Below are 26,020 nucleotides of genomic sequence, written 5' to 3' on the forward strand. Positions count from 1 at the left end.
CGCGCGGGAGATCAGCCGAACAGCAACGTCGAGAACGTGTAGATCAGCAGGCCCGCGATCGAACCGACCACGGTGCCGTTGATCCGGATGAACTGGAGATCACGACCCACCTGGAGCTCGATCTTCTTGGACGCCTCCTCGGCGTCCCAGCGTTCGACGGTGTCGGAGATGATCGCGGTGATCTCGTCGGTGTAGTGGACGACGACGTAGCGCGTACCTGCGAGGACCCACCCGTCGACCTTGGTCCGCAGCTCGTGGTCGTCGCGCAGCCGCTCGCCGAATCGCACGACGTTCTCCGCGACCTTCGTGCGCAGCGTGCTGTCCGGGTCGTCGACGGACTCCATGATCAGGCGTTTGGCGACCTTCCACGTCGCCGCGGCGAGGCCGGTCACCTCCTCGCGTCCCATGATCTCGGCCTTGATCTTCTCGGCCTTCTCCATGGTCGCGGGATCGTTCTGCAGGTCGTCGGCGAAGTCGACGAGGAAGCGGTTGGCCGCCTGCCGCACCTCGTGCTCCGGGTTGGACCGCACCTTCCAGGTGAATTCGACGAGTTCCCGGTGGATCTTCTCGCCGAGCATGGCGTCGACGAACTTGGGCGACCAGGCGGGCGAATCGCGGCTGACGATCCGGTCGATGGTCTCCTGACTCCCGAGCGCCCACTGATGCGCCCGCTCGGCGAGCAGATCCAGGATCGGCAGCTGCCGGTTCTCGCGCAGGAGTTCGCCGAGCACCCGCCCGATCGGCGGCCCCCACTGGGGCTCGGCCAGCCGGCGCACCAGAGTGCTGTCGATGATCTGCTGCACGTCCTCGTCGCGCAGGATCTCGACGAAGCCGCGCAGGATGGTCGCCGTCTCGGCGGCGACCCGCGCGGCGTGCTTCGGCTGCGCCATCCACGTGCCCAGCCGGAGCGGGATCTCCGCGGCCTCCACCTTGGCGGACACCACCTCGGGGGCCAGGAAGTTCTGACCGACGAAGCTGCTGAGACTCGCCCCCAGCTGATCCTTCTTGCGTTTGATGATCGCGGTGTGCGGGATCGGCAACCCCAGCGGATGCCGGAACAGGGCCGTGACCGCGAACCAGTCGGCCAGCGCGCCGACCATGCCCGCCTCCGACGCCGCCCGCACGTAGCCGACCCACGCCCCCGCGCCTTGCGATTCCTGCCACCGGCACACGAGGTAGACCGCGGTGGCGAAGACGAGGAAGCCCGTCGCGACAGCCTTCATCTTGCGAAGATCGCGACGCTTCGCATCGTCGTCGAAGGCGGAAAAGCTCAATTGATCCACAGACGCCATTGTGCCCAAGGTCGGCGCGGCGGCGGTCGCCCAGCCGCTGGACGCGCGCCCGCACAGACGGCGTTGTGCCGTGCGACAACACCCGCGCACTAAGCTGACAGGAGATCGCGACACGAAACGGATGTGAAGAGAGTCAGTGGCGAACGACGGCGTGAAGGATCCCGAGCAGGTGACCGAGTCGATGACGAAGCTGGACAAGGCGGCAAAGCCCGATGGGCGCAAGCGCCGCTGGCGCGAGCACAAGATCGCGCGCCGAGAAGAACTCGTCGACGGAACGATCGCCGCCATCCGCCTGCGTGGACGGGACATCGGCATGGACGAGATCGCGTCCGAGATCGGCGTCTCCAAGACCGTCCTGTACCGCTATTTCGCGGACAAGAGCGACCTGACGAACGCGACCATGGCGCGGTACGTGGAGACCACGCTCGCCCCCCGGATCTACGAGGCCATCGGCGGAGACCTCGACGACTTCGAGTTGACCCGCGCCACGATCACCGCATACGTGGAGACGGTGGCGTCGGATCCCGACGTCTACCTCTACATCATGGCCAACGGTTCCGGCCCCGGCCGCGAGACGGTCGCCGACTCGGAGCGGATGATCGCGGAGGTGCTCTCCACCGTTCTCGGTGAGCGCCTGCGGCAGATGGAGATGGACTCCGGCGGCGCAGTTCCCTGGGCGTACGGCATCGTCGGCGGTGTGCAACTGGCCACCCACTGGTGGATCTCCAACCGGTCGATGTCGGTCGAGGACCTGATCAACTACCTCACGATGATGACCTGGGGCGGCGTCACGGGCATCGCCGCGGTCAACGGCTCGCCCGCCCGCTTCAATGCGATCCCGCACCCGCTGCTGCCGCCTGCCGACGCGAAAGACTAGGCACCGATCCATTCTTGTGTAACTAGCAGTCACAGGTAAACTTGCCCGTGTGAACGAACACGAGGAAGAAGAGGGCTACCGCGGCCCCGCCGACATCGTCGTCGGCGACCGTCCCGCGGTGACCGTGCAGGTCCAGCTGGCGGGAAACTTCGAACCCATCAGCGGTCGGTACGTCTGGCACGGCCGCGTCCGCACCCTGACGGACGCCCTCGGTGCGGACGCAGACCTGTCCGCAGGTACGGAACTCCGGATCACCGGCCCGGATGGCACGGCCATCGCCCGGATCACCGGAACGGACCTCTGGGGAAGCCATCTCGTTGACGGAGTGACCCCGCCGCCCTTCAGCCGGGTGTGAACTCGAAGTCCGCCGGATCGACATCCCGCGTCTGCCGCCAGTAACGCACGGTCGAGCCCGGCCAGATCGCGCGATTGACACCGTGCGAGTCCAGATACCAGCTCACGCATCCGCCGCGGGACCACACGCCCCTCGACAGCTTCCGCTGAATGTCTGCGTTGAAGCTGCTCTGCACGGCAGGCCGGACGACCGCAGCGTCGGCCCCGCGCCGGTCGACGAGATCCATCAGCCGAAGGGCGTAGCGAATCTGCGACTCGATCATGAACACCACCGAATTGTGACCGAGCCCGGTGTTGGGGCCGAGGAGGAAGAACGCGTTGGGGTAACCCGCGACGGTGATACCGAGGTGAGTGCGGATGCCGTGCTCGTGCCATTCGTCGGCGAGGCGCCTGCCGTCGACCCCGGTGAGGGCGATGCTTTCGAAGCCGTCGGTGACGTGGAATCCGGTGGCATAGATGATCGCGTCCACGTCCCGCTCCGTCCCGTCCCCCGCGACGATGCCGTGCGGCCGGACCTCCGCGATACCCTCGGTGATCACGACCGACCTCGGTGAGATCAGCGCCGGGTAGTACCTGTCCGACCCGAGGATCCTCTTGCAACCGATGACATAGGACGGGGTGAGCTTGCGGCGGAGTTCGGGATCGGTGACCGTCCTGTTCAGATTCCCCCGCGCCGCGCTCTCGATCGGCTTCATCAGGCGGAAATGCCCGTTGAACCCGAGCGCGAGCGATTCGTAAGTCCAGTAGACGGCGGCACGCGCCATCCGCCGCACCAGCGGGACCCGGCCGAACAGGCGCCGCACCTTCGGCGGGATACGGAAGTTCAAGCCCGGGATCACCCAGGGCGGCGTCCGCTGATACAACTGCAACTCGGCGACGTCGCCCACGATTTCGGGAACGAACTGGATCGCGCTGGCGCCCGTCCCGATCACCGCGACCTTCTTGCCCCGCAGGTCGTAGTCGTGGTTCCACCGCGCCGAATGAAACGCGGTGCCCTCGAACGTGCCGGCTCCCGGCAGATCCGGGACGTTCGGGATGTGCAGGGAGCCGATCCCGGACACCACGAACTGCGCGACGTACTCGTCGCCCGACTCGGTGTGGATGTGCCAGCGGCAGTGGTCGGCGTCCCAGTAGCCGCCCGTCATCGTGCGGCCGAAATGAATGTTGCGCCGCAGGTCGTACTTGTCGGCCAGTCCGCGCAGATAGTCGAAGATCTCCGCCTGCCCCGACCACATCTGCGTCCAGTCCGCGTTCGGCTCGAACGAGAAGGAGTACAGGTGTGAGGGCACGTCACACGCACAGCCCGGGTACGTGTTCTCCCGCCACGTGCCGCCGACCTCCCGCGCCTTCTCCAGTAGGATGAAGTCGTCGCGCCCACGCTTGCGCAGCTGGATGGCCGTGCCCAGACCGGAGAACCCGGTCCCGATCACCAGGACACGGCACTGATGCACGTCGCCGACCACACCTCCATGTAACGCTCCTGTGGCACCGTCTGTACATGGCAGAGTACGCATGCGGATTCTGGACGACACCGGCCCGCCACTTTCGACATCGACGCGGAGAAGCGGCGGCTCGCGGAATCCTGACGCCGACCGGAAGTGCCGCAGTCAGAACAGGTGCGGCGTTTCGTGATGCAGCCTGTGGTCGTGGCGCACGGTTCCGCCGTACAGCGCCATCGCTCCGGCCAGTGCGACGACGCACAGCGACCCGGAGATCACCGCCCAGCCACCCTGCCCGGATCCCGCGGCGACGAGGAACCCACCCAGACAGACCACCGAGAGCAGAACCAGAGCGAAGCTGACCCAAGCTGCGAAGAGATTGAGTTTCATTGCACTCACCTCACCTTCGAGAACGTGGTCCCGACGCTACGCCCGACCTGCACCGACGACAAGGCGGACCGGTTTTCTTCGAGCCGCCGTGGGTAACCGGAAGCCATGAACCTCGAGAGCCTGTTCCGTAAAGCGGAGGCCGCCGGGTTCCTCGACGGCGGCAGCCGGTTTCTGCAGCAGCGGATCCAGGGGGCACTCGGTTCCTCCGACGCGGGCCCGTTGTTGCGCGGGTCCTGGCTCGGGCATCCCGTGCACCCCGTTCTCGTCAGCCTTCCCATCGGGGCGTGGGTCGGCGCGAGCGTCTTCGATCTGGCATTTCGCGATCACGTCGGCGCACGCAGGCTGATCGCCCTGGGACTACTCGCCACTCCCCCGACACTGATGACCGGCTGGGCGGACTGGGCCGAACGGGACACTGTTCAGCGCCGCGTCGGGCTGATCCACGCCGAGGCCAACGCCATCGGTGTCGTGGCCATGCTCGCGTCCTACCTTCGCCGCAGACACGGGACCGACGGACGCGCTGTCGCCACGAGCACCGCGGGACTCCTCGCGATCGGCATCGGCGGCGCGCTCGGCGGGCATCTGACCTACGCAATGGGCGCAGGGGTCGACGAGGTGCGGGAGGGTCCGCAGTCGGACTCGCCCCTCACTTCGGTGGGATGAAGAATCGAGGAACGTCATGATCGTGCTCGGACTGATCTTGCTCCTGATCGGATGGCTGGCCGGCATCAACTGGCTCTGGACCATCGGCATCATCCTCGTGGTGATCGGTGCGGTCCTGTGGATTCTCGGCGCGACCGGGCGTGCGGTCGGCGGCAGGCGTCGCTGGTACTAGAACGCAACACCGGCCGGCTCGTGTCACCCGTCCCGTGACAGAATGCGAGTCGGTCGGTTTACAAACCCGAAGTTCGGGAATCCCCGTGGCATGACGGCCATTCATCGCGAACCCAGACCTCCCGTGTGCGGCGGGCAGCCGATGAGAACGGCCGCCGTCGGCACCTCGAGACGATTACGGATTTCGATGGTCTCCGCCAACGCCAGTCCCCTCGACGTGTCGGACGGCGCCGAAGTCGGAGGGCAGAGCATTCATCTCGCCGAGTTGTCGGCGGCCCTCACGAGGGAGGGCCACGACGTCACGGTCTACACGCGGGCGGAGAGCGAGGACGCCCCGGAGCGCGTCACGGCCGCGGGCGGGTACACCGTCGTGCACGTTCCGGTCGGCCCCGCACGGCCGCTGCCGGAGGCCGAGATCCTGCCGCTGATGGGGGCATTCGGCAGCGTCCTGAAGGCCGAATGGGAGGCCGAGCGGCCCGACATCGTCCACGCCCACTACTGGATGTCCGGGATCGCGACGCAACTCGCGGCCCGCACACTCGGCATCCCGGTGGTCCAGACGTTCCACGCGCTGGGAGTGGTCGAGCAACGGTTCGAGCACGCGGACACGTCGAGCACCCACAACCGAATTCACCTGGAGCAGTTGATCGCCCGCGGTGCCACCCGGGTGGTGGCGACGTGCACGGACGAGGTCTTCGAACTCTCCCACCTCGGCCTGCCCCGCTCGCGCACGTCCGTCGTTCCGTCCGGCGTCGACGTCAAGGAGTTCACACCCGACGGCCGCGCCGACGAGAAGGGCAAACGCCACCGCCTCGTCATGGTCGGCAGGCTGGCGCCGAGCAAGGGCTTCGACACCGCCATCGAGGCGCTCACCCACTTCCCCGACACCGAACTCGTCATCGCGGGCGGACCGGCCGCCGACGACGTCGCCGACGACCCCGAAGCGTCCAGACTGCTGACGCTGGCCCGTGAGACGAAGGTGCGCAACCGGGTACGGATCGTCGGGCGGGTGCCGCGAAACGCCATGCCCGCGCTGCTGCGCTCAGCGGACGCCGTCGTGTGCACCCCGTGGTACGAGCCGTTCGGCATGGTGCCGCTCGAGGCGATGGCCTGCGGCACTCCGGTGGTCGCGTCCGCCGTCGGCGGCATGCGCGACACGGTGGTCGACGGCATCACCGGACGCCTGATCTCCCCGCGCAACCCGGTCCGCCTGGCCGAGGCCCTGCGACAGATCTTCGACGACGACGCCCTCCGCACGGGATACGGCATGGCGGGCTGCGATCGCGCCCGCGCACGCTACTCGTGGGACCGGGTCGCCACCGACACCCTCCGCGCCTACGGCCGCTGTGTGTCGGCCCCTCCGCGTACGAGTCGAACCGGCGCCCACTGAACTCGGGCGCCGGTTCGGCCGGTCGGCCGCTTACGCCGTTCGGCCGTGCCAGGCCCCGAGGGCGCTGTCCACGGACGCGAAGCACGGGAAGCTCGACTCCTGGCCCGCCGCCCTGAGCAGCCGGTAGACCGGCCGGCCGCAGATCATCGCCCACGTCCGCCCGTCCCGGACGTTCGTCGCGTGGACGGTGTCGAGCACCGACAGTCCCGCGGTTCCGATGAAGTCCACCTTCGACATGTCGAGGATGAACTGCCCCTCGGGCGAGATCCGCGTACACACGTAATCGCGGAACCCCGGTGCACTGAACAGGTCGATCTCGCCCCGCACCCCTACCAGCATCACCCCGGAACCGAGTCGCTCGGAAGTGAATTCCGCGCTCGCACAGCGTGTCGGAGCGGAACCGACGGCCGCGAGCGTTACTCTCGGCTTGTACGTGGTACCGAACTCCGTGCCCGAACACGCCATTTCAGGTTCTGGGACCCCTTGACCAACAGACATGGCTCACCCCATCTCGAACATTGAGAGGGGAAGCGGAGCACTTGCAGACAGACCCGACCTCGGACACATGACACTGTCTGCTACGGCAGCGCTTCCCGACATCGGCTGTGTGTTCAACCTCGGTTCGAGACTACTCCCGCCTGTGATGTGTCACAAGGAAATAACAGATACTCGGGCCCTCATTTGCCCTGGTGAGCGATTACAAACCGTTACGCACGGTTGTGCGGGCAGAAACAGCCGCCACGACACGTTCTGCGACCACCCGAAGTTTGACGTTCTCGCGCTGCGAACGGGTGACGAGGACGTCGAATGCGGTCTCGGCGTCGAGACCCCGCAACGCCATCACGATTCCCTTGGCCTGGTCGATGACGGAACGGGAACGAAGTGCGATCCGAAGCTGTCCGATCAGATTTCTCGCCTCGCCGTACCGTCGGGCGTTGCGCACCGCGACCGATGCCGCCTCGACGTGCAACTCGAGCACCGACTCGTCCATCCGGTGGAAGGCGTGCGGCAACAGTCCGTACAGATTCAGTGCCGCCGACTGCTCCGGGCCAGGCAGCGGAACGGACAGATAACTGTGAACGCCTACCGGTTCGGAACTCGCGGCATACGCCGGCCACTTCTCGTACGCGGCGGCACGGTCGGCGCGCACTGGTTCGCGGGAGCGAATGGCGTCGAGCGCGGGGCCCTCACCGAAGCGGTACTGCAACTCCTCGAGCGCCACGACGTCGTCCGAGGTCGCTGCCGCCGTCACCGGTCCGGTCGCCCCGAGAACGGTGACCCCGGCCATCGCCGCACCCGCGAACGTCGACACGATCCTGCGGCACACCGTGTCCAGCACGACCTCGAACTCGTCCTCGGGCTCGAGCAATTCGAGCACGGAGTCGAGCGAGACGGTGACCGCGTCGGCATCGACGTCACTCAACGTGTGCAGGTGAATCTCGTCAGGCATCCCACTCACTCGTCTCCCGTGACCGTCACGACCCTGCCGAGGGCCTCAGGAACGCTGATCGTGCCGCCAACACTACCCGCGCAAACGTACTGATCGGACTGGTTTGATCGGTCCTGTTCTGCGGTATTCCACCTGCGGTGTCGCCGGATCGCTACCCTGACTTCTCAGCAGCGCGAGCCGACCCACCACTCGCCGACAGCACGGTACGCCCGACCCGGAGGTCTCATGGCCATCGCCAAGACAATCGAACCCGACCAGGATCACACACATCCCGTCGTCGAACTGCGCGTGCGAGCAACGCCCGATCAGCTCTCCGTACTGCGCGCCCTGGCAGCCACCGTTGCCATCCACGAAGACTTCGACCTCGACTCCATCGCCGACATCAAACTGGCCATGGACGAGATCTGTACCCAGCTGATCGTCCGCGCGACACCGGATGCACTTCTGGTGTGCCGCCTGCAATTCCTCGACGGCACCCTGCGCGTCGACGTGTCGAGCACCACCACCTCGGTCGACTCCCTCGGCGAACGCTCGTTCGCCTGGCACGTCCTCAACGCCCTCACCGATTCGCTCGACCTGAAACAGGAGCGCGACGCTTCCACCGCGGGTTTCGTCACCACCATGGAATTCACCAAGGTGAAGAACGGCCTGAGTCTGTGACGTCCCATACTCACAGTGGGGGGCACACGGCCCGTTGGCCGGACGAGTATCAGGACGTCACAGCACTGTTTCAACAGATGGCAGCCCTCGACGAGGACGACCCGCGGCGCAGCAGACTGCGCGACGCCGTCGTGACTCGCTGCCTGCCACTGGCCGAGCACATCGCCCGCCGCTTCGACGGCCGCGGCGAGGCGCACGACGATCTGGTGCAGGTCGCGCGCCTCGGCCTGGTCAACTCCGTGGACCGGTTCGACGTGGAGCGCGGCTCGGACTTCGTGTCCTTCGCCGTTCCCACCATCATGGGCGAGGTCCGGCGGCATTTCCGCGACACCGGGTGGGCCGTCCGGGTTCCCCGCCGGATGAAGGAACTGCACCTCGCGCTCAGTCAGGCGGTCGCCGAACTGTCGCAGAGCCTCGGCCACGCCCCGACCGTCTCCGAACTCGCCGAGCACCTGGACCTCGAACAGGAGGAGGTGGCGCAGGGACTGCTCGCGGGCAATGCCTACCAGACCGTCTCCGTAGACAACACGTCGTCGGACCGGGCGGGCGAGCTGTCCATGGTGGAGACACTCGGCGACTACGACGCCGCGATGGACGACGTCGAGAACCACGAGACCCTGCGCCCCCTGCTCCAGTCACTGCCCGAACGGGAGCGGACCGTCCTCATGCTGCGGTTCTTCGGCAACATGACCCAGACCCAGATCGCCGACCGCGTCGGCATCTCGCAGATGCACGTGTCCCGCCTGCTCGCGAAGACCCTGGCGTCGCTGCGAGATCAACTCGGCGACGCGTAGGTCAGATCGTTGCCGTGTCGATCACGAATCGGTACCGCACGTCGCTGCCGACGACGCGGTCGTAGGCGCCGTCGATCTGGTCCGCCGAGATCACCTCGATCTCGGCGCCGATTCCGTGTTCGGCGCAGAAGTCGAGCATCTCCTGCGTCTGAGCGATGCCGCCCACCATCGAACCGGCCAGGCTGCGGCGGTTCGCGGCGAGGCTGAACGCGCGCACCTCGATCGGCTTCTCCGGCAACCCCAGTTCGACGAGGGTGCCGTTGATCGCGAGCATCGACAGGTACGCGTCGATGTCGAGATTCACCGACACGGTGTTGACGATGAGGTCGAACCGTCCGCGCAACTGCGCGAACGTGCCCGGATCCGAGGTGGCGTAGTAGTGGTCGGCGCCGAATTTCAGGCCGTCGTCCTTCTTGCCGAGCGACTGGCTGAGCACGGTGACGTCGGCGCCCATCGCGTGCGCGATCTTCACGCCGACGTGCCCGAGACCGCCCATCCCGATGACGGCGACCTTCTTGCCCGGTCCGGCGCCCCAGTGCGCGAGCGGTGAGTACAACGTGATGCCCGCGCACAGCAGCGGCGCCGCGACGTCCAGTTCCAGGCCGTCGGGGATGGACAGGACGAAGTGTTCCGTCACCACGATGTGCGTCGAGTAGCCGCCCTGCGTCCGCTCGCCGTCGCGCCCCTCGGCGTTGTACGTCCCGGTCACCCGGTTGAAGCAGTACTGCTCCTCGTCGGCCCGGCAGGCGTCGCATTCGCCGCAGGAGTCGACGAAGCACCCGACCCCGACGCGGTCGCCGACCCGGTGCTTCGTGACGTCGGACCCGACCGCGCTCACCACGCCCGCGATCTCGTGACCGGGCACGACCGGGTACCGGGTGCTGCCCCATTCGTTGCGGGCGGTGTGGATGTCGGAGTGGCAGATGCCGGCGAACTTGATCTCGATCAGCACGTCGAGCGGTCCGAGTTCGCGGCGCTGCAGGGTGGTCTTCTCGAAACGGCTGTCGGCGGACGTGACTGCATATGCGGCTGCGGTAACCATCCGTACATGCCTACATGCTTGCGCGACCGAACGCACGTTCGGGGCCGCCGCTACCGCGGTGACCCCGAACACGCCGGAGGAATCAGTCCTCGGATTCTTCCTTTTCGGACCGCCTGCGCAGACGCTTCGCGGCCGCCACCAGGTTGCGCAGCGAGGGCTCGAGCTGCCAGTAGTGGCGAGTCTTCAGCCCGCCGTCCGGGTTGGCCCACAGCCGTTCCAGTGAGACCGACTCGCTCGCCTCCGTGAGCAGTTCGTCCAACTCGTCGATGTCCGGAATCCGGGCCGACCGGCTCTCGTACACACCCGGACCCACCCCGTGGGTCAACGCCCGCTCCTTGATGGCATCGAGCACCCACGTGATGGAACGCGTCGCCACGATCGCCGTCACGTCCGCATCGAGCCGTTCGATGGCGTCGACCACCGACGCCCGGCTCGTGTACGTGAGGTGCGTGTGGATCTGCGTCTCCGGCTTCGCCGCACCCGTCGCGAGACGGAACGCGTCGACCGCCCACTCGAGATACGCCTCGCGGCCGTTCTCGCGCAACGGCAGCAGTTCCCGGATGGCCGGCTCGTCGACCTGGATGATCGCAATTCCCGCCGCCTCCAGGTCGGCGATCTCGTCACGGATCACCAGCGCCAACTGGTCGGCCGTCTCGTACAGCGGCTGATCCTGGCGGACGAACGACCGCGCGATCATCGTCACCGGACCCGTCAGCATGCCCTTGACCGGCTTGTCCGTCAGCGACTGCGCGTACGCGATCCACTCGACGGTCATCGGCTTCGGCCGCGACACGTCCCCGTAGAGGATCGGGGGACGTGTACACCGCGAGCCGTAAGCCTGCACCCAGCCGTTGTGCGTGAAGGCATACCCCTCGAGAAGCTCCGCGAAGTACTGCACCATGTCGTTGCGCTCGTGCTCACCGTGCACGAGGACGTCGAGACCGATGTCCTCCTGCAACCGGATCGTGCTTTCGATCTCCGCCTGGATCCGCTTGTAGTACTCGTCCCACTCCAGGCGCCCCTGCCCCAGCTCGTACCGGGCAATCCGGATCTCGTTCGTCTGCGGGAACGAACCCAGCGTCGTCGCCGGAACGAGCGGCAGGTTCAGTCGCTCCTGCTGCGCGACCCGCCGCTCCTCGTACGGGGCGCGGATGCGGTCGTCCGGCCTGATCGCGTTGACCCGTGCGCGCACCGCGTGCTTGAGCTTGAAGTGCACCGACGTGGGGCGCTTGCGCCACTTGTCGGACGGTCCCTCCGTCAGAGCCTTGGCCAGCGAGACCACCTCGCCGACCTTCTGCTTCGCGAACGCGAGCCGGTCCGCGACGTCGCCCGGGATGTCGTACTCGGACAGCACGTCGTACGGCACGTGCAGCAACGACGTCGACGTCGAGACCACGAGATCGGGCACGACGTCCTTCAGCGTGTTCAGGTACGTCAGCGTGTTGTACCGGTCGACCCGCCACACGTTCCGGCCGTCGACGACGCCGGCGTAGATGCGCTTGCGCTTCATCCCCGGGATCCGCGCCAGCTCGTCGGCACTGAGCCGATGACTGACGAGATCGAGACCGATCGCTTCGACCTTCGTGGAGGCGAGGACGGCGAGGGCCTCCCCGAGATGCCCGTACGGTCCGGTGACGAGGATGCGGGGACGCAGCGGCGCGTGCGACAACTTCTCGTATACCCGGGCCAGCGCAGCCAGCTCCTCCGGCGTGCGGTCCTCGGTGAACGACGGCTCGTCCAGCTGGACACACGTGGCGCCGGCCTTCGCCAGCTGCTCGAACAGCAGCTCGTACTCCGGCAGCAGCTCGTCCAGCAGATCCAGGGTCGAGAAGCCGTGCCGCTTCGACGTCGGACCGACCTTCGACAGCAGGAGCAGCGACACGGGTCCCAACACGACGGGGCGCAGTTCGATCCCGCGGGCCTTCGCCCGCTCGAACTCGTCCAGCAGGGTCTCGGACCGCAGCGAGAACTCGGTGTTCTCGTCCAGTTCGGGCTGACGGTAGTGGTAGTTGGTGCCGAAGAACCGCACCAGCTCGAGCGGCGGGAAGTCCGGCCTGCCCCGTGCCAGGGTGAAATAGAAGTCCAGCGGATCGAGCTGGCTCTCGAGCGGCGCGAACCGCTCGGGCACCGCACCGAACAGCAGCGCGTTGTCGAGTACGTGGTCGTAGTAGGAGAACGTGTTGCCCGGGACCTGGGTCAACCCGGTCGCGGCGAGCTCACTCCACGTCTCCTCCTGGAGATCGCGGGCGACGGCGACGAGTTCGTCCTTCGTTCCCGTGCCGTGCCAGTAGGACTCGAGGGCACGCTTGAGTTCGCGGCGAGGTCCGATGCGGGGATACCCCAGGATGCTGGATCCGTATGCTGCGGTGCTGGACATGCGGTCGACCTTTCTGGGCACAGGTGCAGTCACCTACCTACCTGCTAGCTGGCCTTCTTGCCGGCACGGGCGTTGTCGCCGTACTCGTAGAAGCCCGCACCGGACTTCTTGCCGACCAACCCGGCCTCGACCATGCGGAGCAGCAGCGGCGGAGCCGAGTACAGGGGCTCCTTGAACTCTTCGTACATGGAGTCGGCGATGGACTTCACCGTGTCCAGGCCCACCAGGTCGGTCAGCGCGAGCGGACCCATCGGGTGCGCGAGGCCGAGAACGGTTGCCTTGTCGATGTCTTCCTTCGTGGCGAACCCGGACTCCACCATGCGTATCGCGGACAGCAGGTACGGCACCAGGAGGGCGTTGACGACGAACCCGGAACGGTCCGCGGACCGGACGACCTGCTTGCCCAGCACGTCACTCGCGAAAGCCTCGGCCCGCTCGGACACCGACTTGCTCGTCTTGAGCGTGGTCACCAGCTCGACGAGGGGAAGCACCGGAACGGGGTTGAAGAAGTGCATCCCGATGACCCGCTCCGGGGCCGTCGTGGCGATGCCCAGCTTCATGATCGGGATCGACGACGTGTTGGACGCCAGCACGGCGTTCGGATCCGTCACGACCTGGTCGAGTTCGGCGAAGATCTCGCTCTTCACCTTCTCGTCCTCGACGACGGCCTCCACGACGAGCTGCCGGTCCGCGAAATCACCGAGGTCGGAGGTGAACCGCAGCCGCCAGGCGGCCTGCTCCCGTTCCCGCTCGGTGATCTTGCCGCTGCTCACTCCGCGATCGAGCGAACGCAGGATGCGCGAACGCCCCGCCGCCGCAAGCTCACGGGTCTGCTCGAACACCAGAACGTCGACGTGCGCGCGAGCGCACACCTCTGCGATTCCGGCGCCCATGATCCCGGCGCCGATCACGCCGACGCGCTGAATCTTTTCGCTGGTCACGTCGTATCTCCTCAACCTTGACTGCGCTTCGGTGACAACCGATTTGGCGAGCACAGGGGTAACTCACCGGGTACTTCCAAAAGCCTCGGACTCCGGCACGGGCGGCCCGCAACGCGAATTGCGGGCCGCCCGACTGGTGCGTTGACGTTCCGGAGAGGCGGCTCAGTTCCTAGTGGAACTGGCCCTCTTCGGTGGAGCCCTTCAGCGCAGCCGTCGACGTGTTGGGGTCGACCGTGGTGGCGATGCTGTCGAAGTAGCCGGCGCCGACCTCACGCTGGTGCTTGATAGCCGTGAAGCCACGCTCCTCGGCGGCCTTGAACTCGCGCTCCTGCAGGTCGACGAAGGCGGTCATGCCCTCGCGGGCGTAGCCGTGGGCCAGGTCGAACATGCCGTAGTTGAGCGAGTGGAAGCCGGCCAGGGTGATGAACTGGAACTTGAAGCCCATCGCGCCGAGCTCCTTCTGGAACTTCGCGATGGTCGCGTCGTCCAGGTGCGCCTTCCAGTTGAAGGACGGGGAGCAGTTGTAGGCGAGCAGCTGGTCGGGGAACTCGCTGCGGACGGCCTCGGCGAACTTCTTGGCGACCTCGAGGTCCGGCACGCCGGTCTCCATCCAGATGAGGTCGGAGTACGGGGCGTAGGCCTTGGCACGCGCGATGCAGGGCTCGATGCCGTTCTTGATGCCGTAGAAGCCCTCGGCGGTGCGGGTGCCGTCGAGGAACGGGCGGTCACGCTCGTCCACGTCGGAGGTGATGAGGGTGGCGGCCTCGGCGTCGGTTCGCGCGATGACGACGGTGGGGACGTCCGCGACGTCGGCCGCGAGGCGAGCCGAGGTCAGGGTGCGGATGTGCTGCTGCGTGGGGATGAGCACCTTGCCACCGAGGTGGCCGCACTTCTTCTCCGACGCGAGCTGGTCCTCCCAGTGCGAACCGGCGACACCGGCCGCGATCATGGCCTTCTGCAGCTCGTAGACGTTGAGCGCGCCACCGAAGCCGGCTTCACCGTCGGCGACGATCGGGGCGAGCCAGTTGTCGACGGAGGTGTCACCCTCGACCTTGGCGATCTCGTCGGCGCGCAGCAGCGCGTTGTTGATGCGGCGCACGACCTGCGGGACCGAGTTGGCCGGGTAGAGGCTCTGGTCGGGGTAGGTGTGTCCGGACAGGTTCGCGTCACCGGCGACCTGCCAGCCGGACAGGTAGATGGCCTTGAGTCCTGCACGGACCTGCTGCACGGCCTGGTTGCCGGTCAGCGCGCCCAGCGAGTTGATGTAGTCCTCGTTGTTCACGAGGTCCCAGAGGATCTCGGATCCACGGCGTGCGAGGGTCGCCTCTTCGACAACGGTGCCCTGGAGCTTGGTGACCTGCTCCGCCGTGTAGTTGCGGGTTACTCCCTTCCAGCGCGGGTTGGTGTCCCAATCCTGCTGGATTTCAGCTGCGGTCTTCGGGGTGCCGGTGGTCGACATCAAGACTCCACTCTCTTCGACTTCTGGTCCGGTACGGATGTACTGCTTCACATCCTTGCCAGGCCCTTCGTATGTACTCACCGAGAATGGCATAAGCAAAAAGTGCCGTCTACCTGTTGCTACTGCCAATCTTGGCTAGCTTTTCACAACACTTTGCAAAGACTGTTAAGAAAGTTCAGCGCCACACCTGCCCGATCGGGGAGGAAAAATACTCGCCAGTAGCAAAAACTCGCAGGTGGTGAACCACATGCACGCAACCCGTCGTACACAGATAACTGCCCCCGCCCGACCGTGCCGTTCCCCGTCCGCGGAGGCGCCTCCGACAGCCCGATGTGACTGCAATCACCGATCCGGTCGGCTACCGTGACCTCGAATGGTCTCCTCCGGGCGAAGGGCACCACGATGCCGCTGTACGAATTCCGATGCGCCGCCGATTGCGGCCCGTTCGAGCGGTCGTTCCCCATGGCCGACGTGCCCCGATCGGTCCCCTGCCCCGGATGCGAAGGCGACGCCGCCCGGCTCGTGTCCTCCCCGCGCCTCGGACACGGATCTTCGTCCGCGATGAAACTCCTCGACGCAACGAAGAGGTCGGCTCACGAACCGGCCGTCGTCGCCGGACCGCCACCGCGGGCCGCGACCGGGCGTTCACCCGTCACGAACAACCCGCTGCATCGCCGACTTCCTCGTCCCTGACCGGCCACCGAAGGAGCGCACATGCCCGAACTGCTGTTTCCGCTCGATTCCTCGAAGAAGTTCACCGACCAGGCGATAGTCGGGCACAACCGCTGGCACCCCGACATCCCGGCCGCAGTCACGGTGAAACCGGGCGACTCCTTCCGCGTGCACTGCCGCGAATGGTTCGACGGCGCCATCCACAACGACGACTCCGCCGACGACATCCTCAACGCACCGCTCACCACCGTGCACACCCTGTCCGGACCGTTCGCCGTGGAGGGCGCAAAGCCCGGCGACCTGCTGATCGTCGACATCCTCGACGTCGGGCCCATCCCCCAGGAGGATTCCGGCCCGCTGGCCGGCCAGGGCTGGGGCTACACGGGCATCTTCTCCCGCCACAACGGCGGCGGACTCCTCACCGAGCAGTTCCCCGACGCCTACAAGGCCGTCTGGGACTTCGCCGGCCAGACCGCCACGTCGCGCCACGTCCCCCACGTCTCGTTCACCGGCATCGTGCACCCCGGGCTGATGGGCACCGCGCCGTCGGCCGCCCTCCTGTCGAAGTGGAACGCGAGGGAGGGCGCGCTCATCGCCACCGACCCGGGCCGGGTTCCCCCACTCGCGCTGCCGCCCGAACCGCAGGACGCCGTCCTCGGGTCCCTGTCGGGTTCCGACTTCGACCGCGTCGCCGGCGAGGCGGCCCGCACCGCGCCCCCGCGCGAGAACGGCGGCAACCAGGACATCAAGAACCTCACCCAGGGCAGCCGCGTCTTCTACCCGGTGTTCGTCGACGGAGCGAACCTGTCGGTCGGCGATCTGCACTTCTCCCAGGGCGACGGCGAGATCACGTTCTGCGGCGCCATCGAGATGGGCGGCTTCATCGACCTGCGCGTCGACATCATCCCCGGCGGGATGGACACGTACGGCGTGTCCGAGAACGCGATCTTCATGCCCGGCAACACCGATCCGCAGTACTCGGAATGGCTCGCGTTCTCGGGGACGTCCGTCACCCTGGACGGGGAACAGAAGTACCTCGACTCGCACCTGTCATATCAGCGTGCATGTCTCCACGCGATCGACTACCTCACCAAGTTCGGGTACAGCCCCGAGCAGGCGTATCTCCTGCTCGGCGCCGCGCCGATCGAGGGCAGGCTGTCCGGGGTCGTGGACATCCCGAACTCCTGCTCGACCGTGTACCTGCCGACGGCGATGTTCGACTTCCCCGTCGCACCGTCGGCGTCGGGTCCGTACCGGATCGACCCGGGGATCGGCGCCCCGCGCTCGGAGAACAGGGCCTGACCTCCCGACCCGAGCGAGCAAATCTTGCGAAGGTTCCGTTCGCACAGCTGACCTGCGCCGGTACCATTGCCGTATGTCCAAGACCTTCGTCGGCACCCGGTTGCGTCAGCTCCGAACCGAGCGTGGTCTGAGCCAGGCGGCGCTGGCGAAGACGCTGGAGATCTCGGCCAGCTACCTCAATCAGATCGAGCACGACGTCCGGCCGCTGACGGTGCCGGTGCTGCTGCGGATCAGCGAGGTCTTCGGCGTCGACACCACGTTCTTCTCGTCCCAGGACGACACGCGCCTGATCGCGGAGATGCGCGAGGTGGCGCTGGATCAGGAGATGGGGATCGACGCCGACGCCCAGGAGATCGCGGAGATGGTGGCGTCGCATCCGGGCCTGGCCAAGGCGATGGTCAACATGCACCGCCGCTTCCGCAACACCACCGCCCAGCTGGCGCTCGCGACGGAGGACCGCTACAGCGACGGCAGCGGCAGCGGCTCGATCACGATGCCGCACGAGGAGGTCCGCGACTACTTCTATCAGCGGCAGAACTATCTGCACGAGCTGGACACCGCCGCGGAGGAGCTGACGGCGCGGATGCGGTTCCACCGCGGCGACGTCGGCGGTGAGATCGCCCGCCGGTTGCAGACGGTGCACGACGTGCAGATCGTCAAGCGCATCGACCTCGGCGAGAACGTCCTGCACCGGTACGACCCCGAGTCGCGGCTGCTGGAGATCTCGCCGCACCTGTCGGGTGGGCAGCAGGTGTTCAAGTTCGCGACCGAACTGGCGTTCCTCGAATACGGCGACCTGCTGGACAAGCTGGTGGCGGAGGGCGGCTTCACGAGCGACGAGTCGGTCGCGCTCGCCCGGCTCGGGCTGGCCAACTACTTCGCTGCGGCCACGGTCCTCCCCTACGGCCAGTTCCACGACGTGGCCGAGGACTTCCGCTACGACATCGAGCGCTTGTCGGCGTTCTACTCGGTGAGCTACGAGACGATCTGCCACCGACTCTCCACGCTGCAGCGTCCGAAGCTGCGCGGTGTCCCGTTCATGTTCGTGCGCGTCGACCGGGCCGGCAACATGTCGAAGCGGCAGTCCGCCACCGGGTTCCATTTCTCCACCAGCGGCGGCACGTGCCCGCTGTGGAACGTGTACGAGACGTTCGCGTACCCGGGCAAGATCATGAACCAGATCGCGCAGATGCCCGACGGCCGCCGGTACCTGTGGATCGCCCGGACCGTCGAACGCCGCGCCCAACGTTACGGTCAGCCCGCCAAGATCTTCGCGATCGGGCTGGGCTGCGAGATCCGGCACGCGCACCGTCTCGTGTACGGCGACGGACTGGACCTCGACGATTCCAACCCGGGCACCCCGATCGGTGCCGGTTGCCGGGTGTGCGAGCGCGTCAACTGCCCGCAGCGCGCGTTCCCCCCGCTCGGTAAGCAACTCGACATCAGCGAGCACCAGAGTTCGGTGTCGCCCTATCTGATCCGTTAGCGCACACCGGTTCCCGGCCACGCCGGGGCACTGTGAGCGGTTGTTCACGCAACCGTAATTCGCGTCACGAACACGTCACCGCCAGACATTCAGGCGCAACAACGGCCGCTTAATGTTCGCCCCACGAATACACCTCTGTATACGTGGGGCGGATACATGTCCCGGGTTGCGGAGGTCCACCCAGTCCTCCGACGGAAAGGCCCGTACATGCGCACCTTCTCCAAGCGCGCCCTCGCTGCACCGACCGCGCTCGCCGCCATCGGGCTCGTGCTGACCGGTTGCGGCAGCAAGGCGTCCGACACGGCCGGCGAGTCCACGGCGGCGTCCTGTGTGGACACGTCCGGGGACACGATCAAGGTCGGGTCGCTGAACTCGCTGTCCGGCACCATGGCCATCAGTGAGGTGACCGTCCGGGACTCGATCGCACTCGCGGTCGACGAGATCAACAACTCGGGCGGCGTGCTCGGCAAGAAGATCCAGATCGTGGCCGAGGACGGTGCGTCGGAGCCCACCGTGTTCGCGGAGAAAGCGGAGAAGCTCATCAGCAGCGACTGCGTCGCAGCCGTGTTCGGCGGCTGGACGTCGTCGAGCCGCAAGGCGATGCTGCCGGTCTTCGAGGACAACAACTCGCTGCTCTACTACCCCGTGCAGTACGAGGGGCTCGAGGACTCGAAGAACATCTTCTACACCGGCGCCACCACCAACCAGCAGATCGTGCCCGCTCTCGACTACCTGAAGGAGAAGGGCGTCACATCGCTGTACCTGGTCGGTAGCGACTACGTGTTCCCGCAGACGGCCAACCGCATCATCAAGGCGTACGCGGAGGCCAACGGCATCGAGATCAAGGGCGAGGACTACACACCGCTCGGCTCCACCGACTTCTCGACCATCGTCAACAAGGTCCGCTCCGCCGACGCGGACGCCGTATTCAACACCCTGAACGGCGATTCCAACGTCGCCTTCTTCCGCGAGTACGCGAACGTCGGCCTGAAACCCGCCGACATGCCCGTCGTGTCCGTGTCGATCGCCGAGGAGGAGGTCGGCGGCATCGGCGTCCAGAACATCGAAGGTCAGCTGACCGCATGGAACTACTACCAGACCGTCGACACGCCGGAGAACAAGAAGTTCGTCGACGCGTACAAGGCCCGGTACGGCGCGAACAAGCCGACGTCCGACCCGATGGAAGCCGCGTACACGTCCGTGTACCTGTGGAGAAACACCGTCGAGAAGGCGAACTCGTTCGCCACCAAGGACATCCAGGACAACGCGGACGGCGTCACGTTCGCCGCACCGGAGGGTCTGGTCACCATCGACGGGTCCAATCACCACATCACCAAGACCGCGCGGATCGGTGAGATCCGGGGCGACGGCCTGATCTACACGGTCTGGGATTCGGGCACCCCGATTCAGCCGGACCCGTACCTGAAGTCCTACCCGTGGGCCGAGTCGCTGGGGTAGCTGGAACACGGTCCGACGAGCACGAGGGAAGAGAGAGGACATACATCGATGGATGTAGTGATCGGACAGCTGTTCACCGGGTCGAGTATCGGATCGATCCTGTTGCTCGCGGCGCTGGGGCTGTCGTTGACGTTCGGCCAGATGGGCGTCATCAACATGGCCCACGGCGAATTCATCATGGCCGGCTCGTACACGGCCTACGTGGTGCAGCAGGTGGTGTCGAGCGCGACCGGTTCGCTGTTCGTCTCTCTGCTCGTCGGCTTCGTGGTCGGTGGTGCGATGGGCGTCCTGCTCGAGGTGACACTCGTGAAGCGGATGTACCACCGGCCGCTGGACACGCTGCTGGTCACGTTCGGTGTCGGTCTGATCCTGCAGCAACTGGCCCGCGACGTCTTCGGGGCGCCCGCCGTCAACGTCGCCGCACCGGGCTGGCTGTCCGGCGGGGTGGAGATCCTGGGCGCGGTGGTCCCGAAGACGCGGCTGTTCATCCTGGTTCTCGCGGTCGTGGCCGTCGTCGCGCTGTCGCTGGCGATGCAGAAGTCGTCGATGGGACGCCGGATCCGCGCTGTCGTGCAGAACCGCGACCTCGCGGAGACGAGCGGGATCTCCAGTCGCCGAACCGATGTGACGACGTTCTTCATCGGCTCCGGGCTGGCGGGTGTCGCGGGTGTGGCGCTCACCCTGATCGGCTCGACGAGCCCGACCATCGGCCAGAGTTACCTCATCGACGCGTTCCTGGTGGTCGTGGTCGGCGGTCTGGGCCAGATGAAGGGTGCGGTGATCGCCGCGTTCGCGCTCGGCATCCTCAATTCGTTCGTCGAGTACTCGACCACGGCGTCGATCGCCAAGGTCATCGTGTTCGTGGTCATCGTGGTGTTCCTCCAGGTTCGGCCGCAGGGCCTGTTCGCCGTCAAGACGAGGAGTCTCGTATGAGCATCCTGACGAGTGGCCGCTACCGCGCGTGGGCGGGATTCGCGCTGGCCGCGCTGCTTCTGTTCGTTCTCGCGCCCGCGGTCCTCAGCGACTTCCGGCTGAGTCTGCTCGGCAAGTTCTTGTGCTTCGCGATCGTCGCGGTCGGTATCGGCCTCGCGTGGGGCCGCGGCGGCATGCTCACGCTCGGCCAGGGGGTGTTCTTCGGACTGGGCGCCTACATGATGGCGATGCACCTGAAGATCGCCGACGCCGAACTCCGCGGCGACACCGTGCCCGACTTCATGCAGATCGCGGGCATCCGCGAACTGCCGGGCTACTGGGTGCCGTTCACGTCGCCGATCGTGACGATCCTGGGAATCCTCCTGATCCCCGCGTCGGTGGCGTTCGTCCTCGGCCTCGGCGTGTTCAAGCGCCGCGTCAAGGGCGCGTACTTCGCGATCCTCAGCCAGGCACTCGCCGCCGCGTTCGCCATCCTGCTGGTGGGTCAGCAGAGCACCGGAGGGAGCAACGGCCTCAACAGGTTCCGCACGTTCTTCGGTTTCAACCTGAACGATCCCGCCAACAAACAGATGCTGTTCTTCATCGCCGCCGGCGTGCTGCTCGCCGTCGTCGCCGTCACCCGGCAACTGATGAACAGCCGGTACGGCGAACTGCTCGTCGCCGTCCGGGATCAGGAGGAGCGGGTGCGCTTCCTCGGGTACGACCCGGCGAACATCAAACTCGTCGCCTACGTGACGGCAGCGTTCTTCGCCGGTCTCGCCGGTGCGCTGTTCGTGCCGATCGTCGGCATCATCTCCCCCGCCGACGTCGGGATCGTCCCGTCGATCGCGTTCCTGATCGGGGTGGCCATCGGCGGACGCTCCACGCTCCTCGGCCCCGTCCTCGGCGCGATCGGTGTGGCATGGGCGCAGAGCGCCTTCTCGGAGTCGTTCCCGTCCGGCTGGATCTACGCGCAGGGTCTGCTGTTCATCGTGGTCGTCGGCTTCTTCCCGGCCGGTGTCGCGGGGCTGTTCGCGCTGCTGAAGCGCAAGCAGAAAGCCGCGTCCGAACAGCAGCCACCGCCCGGTCCGGAGGACGAGACCGAGACGGCGGAACGAATGGAGATGGCGCGATGACGATTCCCACCACAACCAGGGAGCCGGTGCCCGGCGGCAACGCCGGAATGTCCAGTGAGTACCTCGAGGTCCGGGACGTGCGGGTCAGCTTCGACGGCTTCAAGGCCGTCGACGGCGTCGACCTCACCCTGATGCAGGGCGATCTGCGGTTCCTGATCGGTCCCAACGGCGCGGGCAAGACCACGCTGGTCGACGCCATCACCGGGCTCGTCCCGGCGACGGGGTCGGTCACGAAATCCGGCGTCGAGTTGATCGGCAAGAAGGTGCACCGCATCGCCCGGCTCGGCGTGGGCCGCACGTTCCAGACGGCGAGTGTGTTCGAGGAACTGTCGGTGCTCCAGAACCTCGACATCGCGGCGGGCTCCGGCCGCTCGGCGCTCACGCTGCTGCGCCGCCGCAAGGCGGTGCTCCCCGCGATCGAGGAGGCGCTCGACGTCACGGGTCTCGGCAAACTCCGCGACACCCCGGCCGGAATCCTCGCGCACGGGCAGAAGCAGTGGCTCGAGATCGGCATGCTCCTGGTGCAGAACTGTTCGGTCCTGCTGCTCGACGAGCCGGTGGCGGGCATGAGCCACGAGGAACGCGAGGAGACGGGAAACCTGCTGCGCCGCATCGGCGGTGAACGAACCGTCGTGGTGGTCGAGCACGACATGGACTTCATGCGCGCGTTCGCGACCTCGGTGACGGTGTTGCACGCCGGGAAGGTGCTGAGCGAGGGCACGGTCGAACAGGTGCAGGCCGATCCACGGGTGCAGGAGGTGTACCTCGGGACCGCCGCGGCGGGCGCCGCCCCCGAGTTGCAGCCCGACGTTGCGAAGGAGGACAGCGATGCTCGAGCTTGACGACGTCCGGGCCGGGTACGGCCGGACCGAGGTGATCCACGGAGTGTCGCTGACGGTCCCGTCGGACGGGGTGGCCGCGGTGATGGGACACAACGGCGCGGGCAAGACCACGCTTCTCCGGGCCGCGGTCGGATTGATCACGGTGAATTCCGGGCGGGTGCTGTTCGACGGCGAGGACGTCACGGCGCTGCGGCCCAGCGCCCGGGTGGCGCGCGGCCTCGCATACGTGCCGCAGGGCCAGCAGTCGTTCGGTCAGCTGACGACCGCGGAGAACCTGCAGGTGGTGGCAGACGGCCGCAAGCGCGGCAAGGAACTCGTCGGCGAGGCGCTGGACCTGTTCCCGGCGCTGCGCGGCCTGCTGGACCGGCGCGCCGGTCTCCTCTCCGGCGGCCAGCGTCAGCAACTCGCCATCGCGCGGGCGCTGATCACGGAACCGAAGATGCTGATCCTCGACGAACCGACGGAGGGAATCCAGCCGTCCGTCGTGACGGAGATCGAACGCACGATCATGGAACTCACCCGCCGAGGCGGCCTCGGAGTCCTGTTGGTGGAACAGCACATCGGGTTCGCGCTCGAATCCGCCGAGCGCTACTACGTGCTCGAGTCCGGGCGAGTCACGTCGTCCGGCGCCGGCGGAGCCGCACCCGATTCCGACGTCCGGACCGCGGTCTCCGACGTCCGCGCGGCGATGGCCATCTGATGGCACGCCGAGCGCCGGACGGCTCCCTCAGCGATCACGTCTACCTGTCGCTGCGCACCGACCTGATGAGCGGGCGGATCCCGCCGGGACAGCGGCTCGGCGAGGAACGTCTCGCCGACACCTACGGGGTGTCGCGGACACCGGTGCGGGAGGCGCTCGCCCGGCTCCTCGCCGACGGACTGGTCCAGCGCGATGTCGGCGGGCTGTTTCCGTACCGCCCTCGCATCGACGAACTGGCCGGGCTGTACGAACTGCGCATCACCCTCGAGCTTCAGGGCATCGCCCGGGTGCGGGCCGACGAGTCGCTGTCGCACGACCCGGACGTCCTGGGGCCGGAACTCGAGCGGTGGTACGCGCTGCGGAAGGAGAACCCCGAGCCGGATGCCGGATTCGTGGCGCTCGACGAGCAGTTCCACACGGTGCTGCTGCGGTCGGCCGGAAACCGAGCGCTGTCCGATGCGCTCGTCAGCGTGAACGCGAAGGTTCGGCCGGTCCGGATGTTCGACTACCTGACCCCCGACCGCATGAGCGCGACCGTCGACGAGCACATCGCGGTCGCCGAGTTCGCACTCGACGGCAAGCTGGACACCGCATACGACACGCTGCTCGCGCACATCAGCGAGTCGCGGGAGGTGGTGATCGAGCGCGCGGAGCAGGCACTTTCCCTTGCGCGGATGGCCTGGGCGATCCGTGATTGAGACAGTTGTCCAACTAGGTGGGACATTTTTCCCACCAATGCACCGAGCGGGTGCTAGCGTCTTGCTACCGCTCGGTAACACAGGTTGGGAACTCGCTCCATGTCACGCACTCTCGAAGAGAATCTGGTCGGACGCCGCGTCCTGATCACCGGCTCGGCCCGGGGAATCGGCGCCGGACTCGCCAGGCGACTTCACGAGCGGGGCGCCCGCGTCGGGCTGCTCGGCCTCGAACCCGAACTCCTCGAACAGACCGCCACCACCTGCGGCCGGGCGCCGTGGCGCCGATGCGACATCCGCGACCGGCGCGCCGTCGAGGACTCGTTCGACTACCTCACCGACCGGCTCGGCGGCCTCGACGTGGTCGTCGCGAACGCGGGCGTGACACCCCCGGCGCACATCGTCGCGGGTGATCCGGAAATGATGCGCTACGCCATCGAGGTCAACGTGCTGGGGACGTACCACACGCTGCGGGCCGCGGGGCCGTACATCGGGCATCGCAACGGGTACGCGCTGGTCGTGGCATCGTCGACGGCATTCGACCCGCTGCGTGGCGTTCACAGCGCGACGAGAGGCGGCGCCGAGGAACTCGGCGAGGCGCTGCGGGAGGAGATGAAGCCGCTCGGAACCCGGGTCGGCATCGCCCGGCTCGGCGAGATCGACACGGATCGCACGCTGATCTGCTTCGACGGCGCCGCGGTCCCCGCGCCCCGCGGCAGCGCACTCGCCCGGACCTCCTCGATCACGGTGGCGGTCGACGCGCTCGAACGGGGAATCGCGGGACGGAAGACCCGGATTTCCGCGCCGTCCCGGGTACCCGGGACGGATTCGGTGCGTATGCTCGCACTTCGGGCCCTCCCACTTCGGGGACTCGCATCTCGGGCTACCGAGATGACCCGGTCGATCGAACTACGCACGCACGCAACCGTTCCTGCCAGGGGGCGAGTAGAAGGAGAGGGGGCGGCGTGACCGCACGCATTCCACCGGGACGTCTGAAGGAACTCGGCCCCGTCAACTGGGTGCTGTGGCGCGTCATCTCCCGCGTCGCCGGCGTCCCGGACGCGCATCTGTTCAGCACCGTGGGCCGCACGGGGGGCCTGTTCCGTGCGTGGCTGCACTACTCCGGCAAGCTGATGCCGGGCGGGAAGATCTCCCGCCACGAGACCGAACTGATCATCCTGCGGGTGGCGCACCTGCGGAAGTGCGGCTACGAGATGGACCACCACGTGCGCCTCGGACGCCGGGCCGGCGTCACCCCGGCGCTGCTCGAACAGGTGCTGGAAGGTCCGGACGCGGACGGCTGGGACGCGCGCCGCCGCGCCATTCTCACCGCCGTCGACCAACTCGTCACCACCGACAACCTGGACGACGCCACGTGGTCGGCGCTCGGGGCGTACTTCGACGATCGGCGGCTGATCGAGTTCTGTTTCCTGGTGACGCAGTACGACGCCCTGGCCACCACCATCGGGACGCTGCGGATCGAACGCGACTACTCGTAGGCTCCCGCATCGCGCAGAG

The 26,020-nt window shown here is 67.0% G+C and carries 27 protein-coding genes; 18 read left to right on the forward strand and 9 right to left on the reverse strand.

The features are described 5' to 3' along the window. Positions 1-11: 11 nt before the first annotated feature. Positions 12-1,283, reverse strand: a complete 1,272-nt coding sequence (locus ACFU5V_RS18220; protein ID WP_378701030.1) for a DUF445 domain-containing protein — start codon at positions 1,281-1,283, stop codon at positions 12-14. A 190-nt stretch (positions 1,284-1,473) separates the two neighbouring features. On the opposite strand from ACFU5V_RS18220, the gene ACFU5V_RS18225 reads away from it, so the two are divergent. Together ACFU5V_RS18225 and ACFU5V_RS18230 are read left to right on the forward strand one after the other, a co-directional pair. Beyond that, positions 1,474-2,169 (forward strand): TetR/AcrR family transcriptional regulator, encoded by a 696-nt coding sequence (locus tag ACFU5V_RS18225; protein ID WP_378437449.1) that lies wholly within the window; start codon positions 1,474-1,476, stop codon positions 2,167-2,169. A 49-nt stretch (positions 2,170-2,218) separates the two neighbouring features. Then, complete coding sequence (locus ACFU5V_RS18230) at positions 2,219-2,524, forward strand: DUF4873 domain-containing protein (RefSeq protein WP_378437443.1); 306 nt, start codon at positions 2,219-2,221, stop codon at positions 2,522-2,524. On the opposite strand, the gene ACFU5V_RS18235 is transcribed toward ACFU5V_RS18230, so the two are convergent. Further along, positions 2,511-3,986, reverse strand: coding sequence for a flavin-containing monooxygenase (locus ACFU5V_RS18235; RefSeq protein ID WP_378437441.1), 1,476 nt, complete (start codon positions 3,984-3,986; stop codon positions 2,511-2,513). The genes ACFU5V_RS18230 and ACFU5V_RS18235 overlap by 14 nt on opposite strands. A gap of 144 nt (positions 3,987-4,130) precedes the next feature. After that, a complete protein-coding gene (locus ACFU5V_RS18240) occupies positions 4,131-4,352 on the reverse strand; it encodes a hypothetical protein (protein WP_025433155.1) in 222 nt (73 codons plus the stop codon). Positions 4,353-4,457: 105 nt separating this feature from the next. Here ACFU5V_RS18240 and ACFU5V_RS18245 point away from each other — a divergent pair, with 105 nt between their 5' ends. The 3 genes from ACFU5V_RS18245 to ACFU5V_RS18255 all read left to right on the forward strand — a co-directional run bounded on the left by ACFU5V_RS18245 (position 4,458) and on the right by ACFU5V_RS18255 (position 6,576). Beyond that, positions 4,458-5,015 (forward strand): DUF2231 domain-containing protein, encoded by a 558-nt coding sequence (locus tag ACFU5V_RS18245; protein WP_378437438.1) that lies wholly within the window; start codon positions 4,458-4,460, stop codon positions 5,013-5,015. 16 nt (positions 5,016-5,031) lie between these two features. Continuing rightward, positions 5,032-5,187 (forward strand): DUF6131 family protein, encoded by a 156-nt coding sequence (locus ACFU5V_RS18250; RefSeq protein ID WP_095862504.1) that lies wholly within the window; start codon positions 5,032-5,034, stop codon positions 5,185-5,187. 186 nt (positions 5,188-5,373) lie between these two features. Beyond that, complete coding sequence (locus tag ACFU5V_RS18255; protein WP_378437436.1) at positions 5,374-6,576, forward strand: glycosyltransferase; 1,203 nt, start codon at positions 5,374-5,376, stop codon at positions 6,574-6,576. A gap of 30 nt (positions 6,577-6,606) precedes the next feature. Here the strand turns inward: ACFU5V_RS18255 and ACFU5V_RS18260 are convergent, their stop codons facing one another. Both ACFU5V_RS18260 and ACFU5V_RS18265 read right to left on the reverse strand, forming a co-directional pair. Continuing rightward, entirely contained in the window at positions 6,607-6,915 is a 309-nt protein-coding gene (locus ACFU5V_RS18260; protein ID WP_241032615.1) for an STAS domain-containing protein, read from the reverse strand. A 358-nt stretch (positions 6,916-7,273) separates the two neighbouring features. Continuing rightward, on the reverse strand, positions 7,274-8,026 hold the full coding sequence (locus ACFU5V_RS18265) for a GAF and ANTAR domain-containing protein (RefSeq protein WP_378701035.1): 753 nt from the start codon (positions 8,024-8,026) through the stop codon (positions 7,274-7,276). A gap of 225 nt (positions 8,027-8,251) precedes the next feature. Between ACFU5V_RS18265 and ACFU5V_RS18270 the strand changes: the two genes are divergently transcribed. Then, positions 8,252-8,686: an ATP-binding protein gene (locus ACFU5V_RS18270; RefSeq protein ID WP_378437432.1), complete on the forward strand. Its 435-nt coding sequence runs from the start codon at positions 8,252-8,254 to the stop codon at positions 8,684-8,686. Continuing rightward, positions 8,683-9,480 carry an RNA polymerase sigma factor SigF gene (locus ACFU5V_RS18275; RefSeq protein WP_072939636.1) on the forward strand — a complete coding sequence of 266 codons (798 nt, stop codon included), beginning with the start codon at positions 8,683-8,685 and terminating at the stop codon, positions 9,478-9,480. Before ACFU5V_RS18270 ends, ACFU5V_RS18275 begins: the two co-directional genes overlap by 4 nt. A gap of 1 nt (position 9,481) precedes the next feature. Here the strand turns inward: ACFU5V_RS18275 and ACFU5V_RS18280 are convergent, their stop codons facing one another. The 4 genes from ACFU5V_RS18280 to aceA form a co-directional block, all read right to left on the reverse strand. After that, positions 9,482-10,522 (reverse strand): NAD(P)-dependent alcohol dehydrogenase, encoded by a 1,041-nt coding sequence (locus ACFU5V_RS18280; protein WP_378701037.1) that lies wholly within the window; start codon positions 10,520-10,522, stop codon positions 9,482-9,484. Positions 10,523-10,604: 82 nt separating this feature from the next. After that, positions 10,605-12,899: a 5-methyltetrahydropteroyltriglutamate--homocysteine S-methyltransferase gene (gene metE, locus ACFU5V_RS18285; protein WP_378437427.1), complete on the reverse strand. Its 2,295-nt coding sequence runs from the start codon at positions 12,897-12,899 to the stop codon at positions 10,605-10,607. A gap of 44 nt (positions 12,900-12,943) precedes the next feature. Next, positions 12,944-13,840: a 3-hydroxybutyryl-CoA dehydrogenase gene (locus ACFU5V_RS18290; protein WP_378437425.1), complete on the reverse strand. Its 897-nt coding sequence runs from the start codon at positions 13,838-13,840 to the stop codon at positions 12,944-12,946. A gap of 169 nt (positions 13,841-14,009) precedes the next feature. Beyond that, positions 14,010-15,299, reverse strand: a complete 1,290-nt coding sequence (gene aceA / locus ACFU5V_RS18295; RefSeq protein ID WP_072939629.1) for an isocitrate lyase — start codon at positions 15,297-15,299, stop codon at positions 14,010-14,012. A gap of 402 nt (positions 15,300-15,701) precedes the next feature. Here aceA and ACFU5V_RS18300 point away from each other — a divergent pair, with 402 nt between their 5' ends. The 11 genes from ACFU5V_RS18300 (at position 15,702) to ACFU5V_RS18350 (ending at position 26,001) form a co-directional block, all read left to right on the forward strand. Next, a complete protein-coding gene (locus ACFU5V_RS18300; protein ID WP_378440113.1) occupies positions 15,702-15,992 on the forward strand; it encodes an FmdB family zinc ribbon protein in 291 nt (96 codons plus the stop codon). 21 nt (positions 15,993-16,013) lie between these two features. Further along, the gene (fmdA, locus tag ACFU5V_RS18305) at positions 16,014-17,273 is read left to right on the forward strand and encodes a formamidase (RefSeq protein ID WP_378701039.1); all 1,260 of its coding nucleotides are present in this window, start codon (positions 16,014-16,016) and stop codon (positions 17,271-17,273) included. 73 nt (positions 17,274-17,346) lie between these two features. Then, a complete protein-coding gene (gene ramB, locus ACFU5V_RS18310; protein WP_007301354.1) occupies positions 17,347-18,759 on the forward strand; it encodes an acetate metabolism transcriptional regulator RamB in 1,413 nt (470 codons plus the stop codon). 207 nt (positions 18,760-18,966) lie between these two features. Then, the gene (urtA, locus tag ACFU5V_RS18315) at positions 18,967-20,217 is read left to right on the forward strand and encodes an urea ABC transporter substrate-binding protein (protein WP_378701041.1); all 1,251 of its coding nucleotides are present in this window, start codon (positions 18,967-18,969) and stop codon (positions 20,215-20,217) included. 48 nt (positions 20,218-20,265) lie between these two features. Beyond that, positions 20,266-21,150 (forward strand): urea ABC transporter permease subunit UrtB, encoded by an 885-nt coding sequence (gene urtB, locus ACFU5V_RS18320; protein ID WP_378701043.1) that lies wholly within the window; start codon positions 20,266-20,268, stop codon positions 21,148-21,150. Further along, entirely contained in the window at positions 21,147-22,265 is a 1,119-nt protein-coding gene (urtC, locus tag ACFU5V_RS18325) for an urea ABC transporter permease subunit UrtC (RefSeq protein WP_276142653.1), read from the forward strand. The genes urtB and urtC overlap by 4 nt, the downstream gene beginning before the upstream one ends. Further along, complete coding sequence (gene urtD, locus ACFU5V_RS18330; protein WP_378701045.1) at positions 22,262-23,107, forward strand: urea ABC transporter ATP-binding protein UrtD; 846 nt, start codon at positions 22,262-22,264, stop codon at positions 23,105-23,107. The genes urtC and urtD overlap by 4 nt, the downstream gene beginning before the upstream one ends. Next, positions 23,094-23,807, forward strand: a complete 714-nt coding sequence (urtE, locus tag ACFU5V_RS18335; protein ID WP_378701047.1) for an urea ABC transporter ATP-binding subunit UrtE — start codon at positions 23,094-23,096, stop codon at positions 23,805-23,807. Before urtD ends, urtE begins: the two co-directional genes overlap by 14 nt. Further along, entirely contained in the window at positions 23,807-24,505 is a 699-nt protein-coding gene (locus ACFU5V_RS18340) for a GntR family transcriptional regulator (RefSeq protein ID WP_378440682.1), read from the forward strand. The genes urtE and ACFU5V_RS18340 overlap by 1 nt, the downstream gene beginning before the upstream one ends. Positions 24,506-24,604: 99 nt before the next feature. Continuing rightward, the gene (locus ACFU5V_RS18345) at positions 24,605-25,471 is read left to right on the forward strand and encodes an SDR family NAD(P)-dependent oxidoreductase (RefSeq protein ID WP_378701049.1); all 867 of its coding nucleotides are present in this window, start codon (positions 24,605-24,607) and stop codon (positions 25,469-25,471) included. Further along, entirely contained in the window at positions 25,468-26,001 is a 534-nt protein-coding gene (locus ACFU5V_RS18350; RefSeq protein WP_378701051.1) for a carboxymuconolactone decarboxylase family protein, read from the forward strand. The genes ACFU5V_RS18345 and ACFU5V_RS18350 overlap by 4 nt, the downstream gene beginning before the upstream one ends. Positions 26,002-26,020 lie beyond the last annotated feature (19 nt).

Origin of the sequence: Rhodococcus sp. NPDC057529 (assembly GCF_042802055.1) — a bacterium.
In the GTDB taxonomy this organism is placed as follows: domain Bacteria; phylum Actinomycetota; class Actinomycetes; order Mycobacteriales; family Mycobacteriaceae; genus Rhodococcus_F.

Excerpts from the sequence above, each read along its gene's own strand:
- ACFU5V_RS18255 (WP_378437436.1), top strand. The coding sequence starts at position 5,374 with ATGGTCTCCGCCAACGCCAGTCCCCTCGACGTGTCGGACGGCGCCGAA.
- ACFU5V_RS18345 (WP_378701049.1), top strand. The coding sequence starts at position 24,605 with ATGTCACGCACTCTCGAAGAGAATCTGGTCGGACGCCGCGTCCTGATC.
- ACFU5V_RS18250 (WP_095862504.1), top strand. The coding sequence starts at position 5,032 with ATGATCGTGCTCGGACTGATCTTGCTCCTGATCGGATGGCTGGCCGGC.
- ACFU5V_RS18265 (WP_378701035.1), bottom strand. The coding sequence starts at position 8,026 with ATGCCTGACGAGATTCACCTGCACACGTTGAGTGACGTCGATGCCGAC.
- urtE (WP_378701047.1), top strand. The coding sequence starts at position 23,094 with ATGCTCGAGCTTGACGACGTCCGGGCCGGGTACGGCCGGACCGAGGTG.
- metE (WP_378437427.1), bottom strand. The coding sequence starts at position 12,899 with ATGTCCAGCACCGCAGCATACGGATCCAGCATCCTGGGGTATCCCCGC.
- ACFU5V_RS18340 (WP_378440682.1), top strand. The coding sequence starts at position 23,807 with ATGGCACGCCGAGCGCCGGACGGCTCCCTCAGCGATCACGTCTACCTG.
- ramB (WP_007301354.1), top strand. The coding sequence starts at position 17,347 with ATGTCCAAGACCTTCGTCGGCACCCGGTTGCGTCAGCTCCGAACCGAG.
- ACFU5V_RS18240 (WP_025433155.1), bottom strand. The coding sequence starts at position 4,352 with ATGAAACTCAATCTCTTCGCAGCTTGGGTCAGCTTCGCTCTGGTTCTG.
- urtA (WP_378701041.1), top strand. The coding sequence starts at position 18,967 with ATGCGCACCTTCTCCAAGCGCGCCCTCGCTGCACCGACCGCGCTCGCC.
- fmdA (WP_378701039.1), top strand. The coding sequence starts at position 16,014 with ATGCCCGAACTGCTGTTTCCGCTCGATTCCTCGAAGAAGTTCACCGAC.
- ACFU5V_RS18280 (WP_378701037.1), bottom strand. The coding sequence starts at position 10,522 with ATGGTTACCGCAGCCGCATATGCAGTCACGTCCGCCGACAGCCGTTTC.
- urtC (WP_276142653.1), top strand. The coding sequence starts at position 21,147 with ATGAGCATCCTGACGAGTGGCCGCTACCGCGCGTGGGCGGGATTCGCG.
- ACFU5V_RS18300 (WP_378440113.1), top strand. The coding sequence starts at position 15,702 with ATGCCGCTGTACGAATTCCGATGCGCCGCCGATTGCGGCCCGTTCGAG.
- aceA (WP_072939629.1), bottom strand. The coding sequence starts at position 15,299 with ATGTCGACCACCGGCACCCCGAAGACCGCAGCTGAAATCCAGCAGGAT.
- urtD (WP_378701045.1), top strand. The coding sequence starts at position 22,262 with ATGACGATTCCCACCACAACCAGGGAGCCGGTGCCCGGCGGCAACGCC.
- ACFU5V_RS18225 (WP_378437449.1), top strand. The coding sequence starts at position 1,474 with ATGACGAAGCTGGACAAGGCGGCAAAGCCCGATGGGCGCAAGCGCCGC.
- ACFU5V_RS18270 (WP_378437432.1), top strand. The coding sequence starts at position 8,252 with ATGGCCATCGCCAAGACAATCGAACCCGACCAGGATCACACACATCCC.
- ACFU5V_RS18260 (WP_241032615.1), bottom strand. The coding sequence starts at position 6,915 with ATGCTGGTAGGGGTGCGGGGCGAGATCGACCTGTTCAGTGCACCGGGG.
- ACFU5V_RS18245 (WP_378437438.1), top strand. The coding sequence starts at position 4,458 with ATGAACCTCGAGAGCCTGTTCCGTAAAGCGGAGGCCGCCGGGTTCCTC.
- urtB (WP_378701043.1), top strand. The coding sequence starts at position 20,266 with ATGGATGTAGTGATCGGACAGCTGTTCACCGGGTCGAGTATCGGATCG.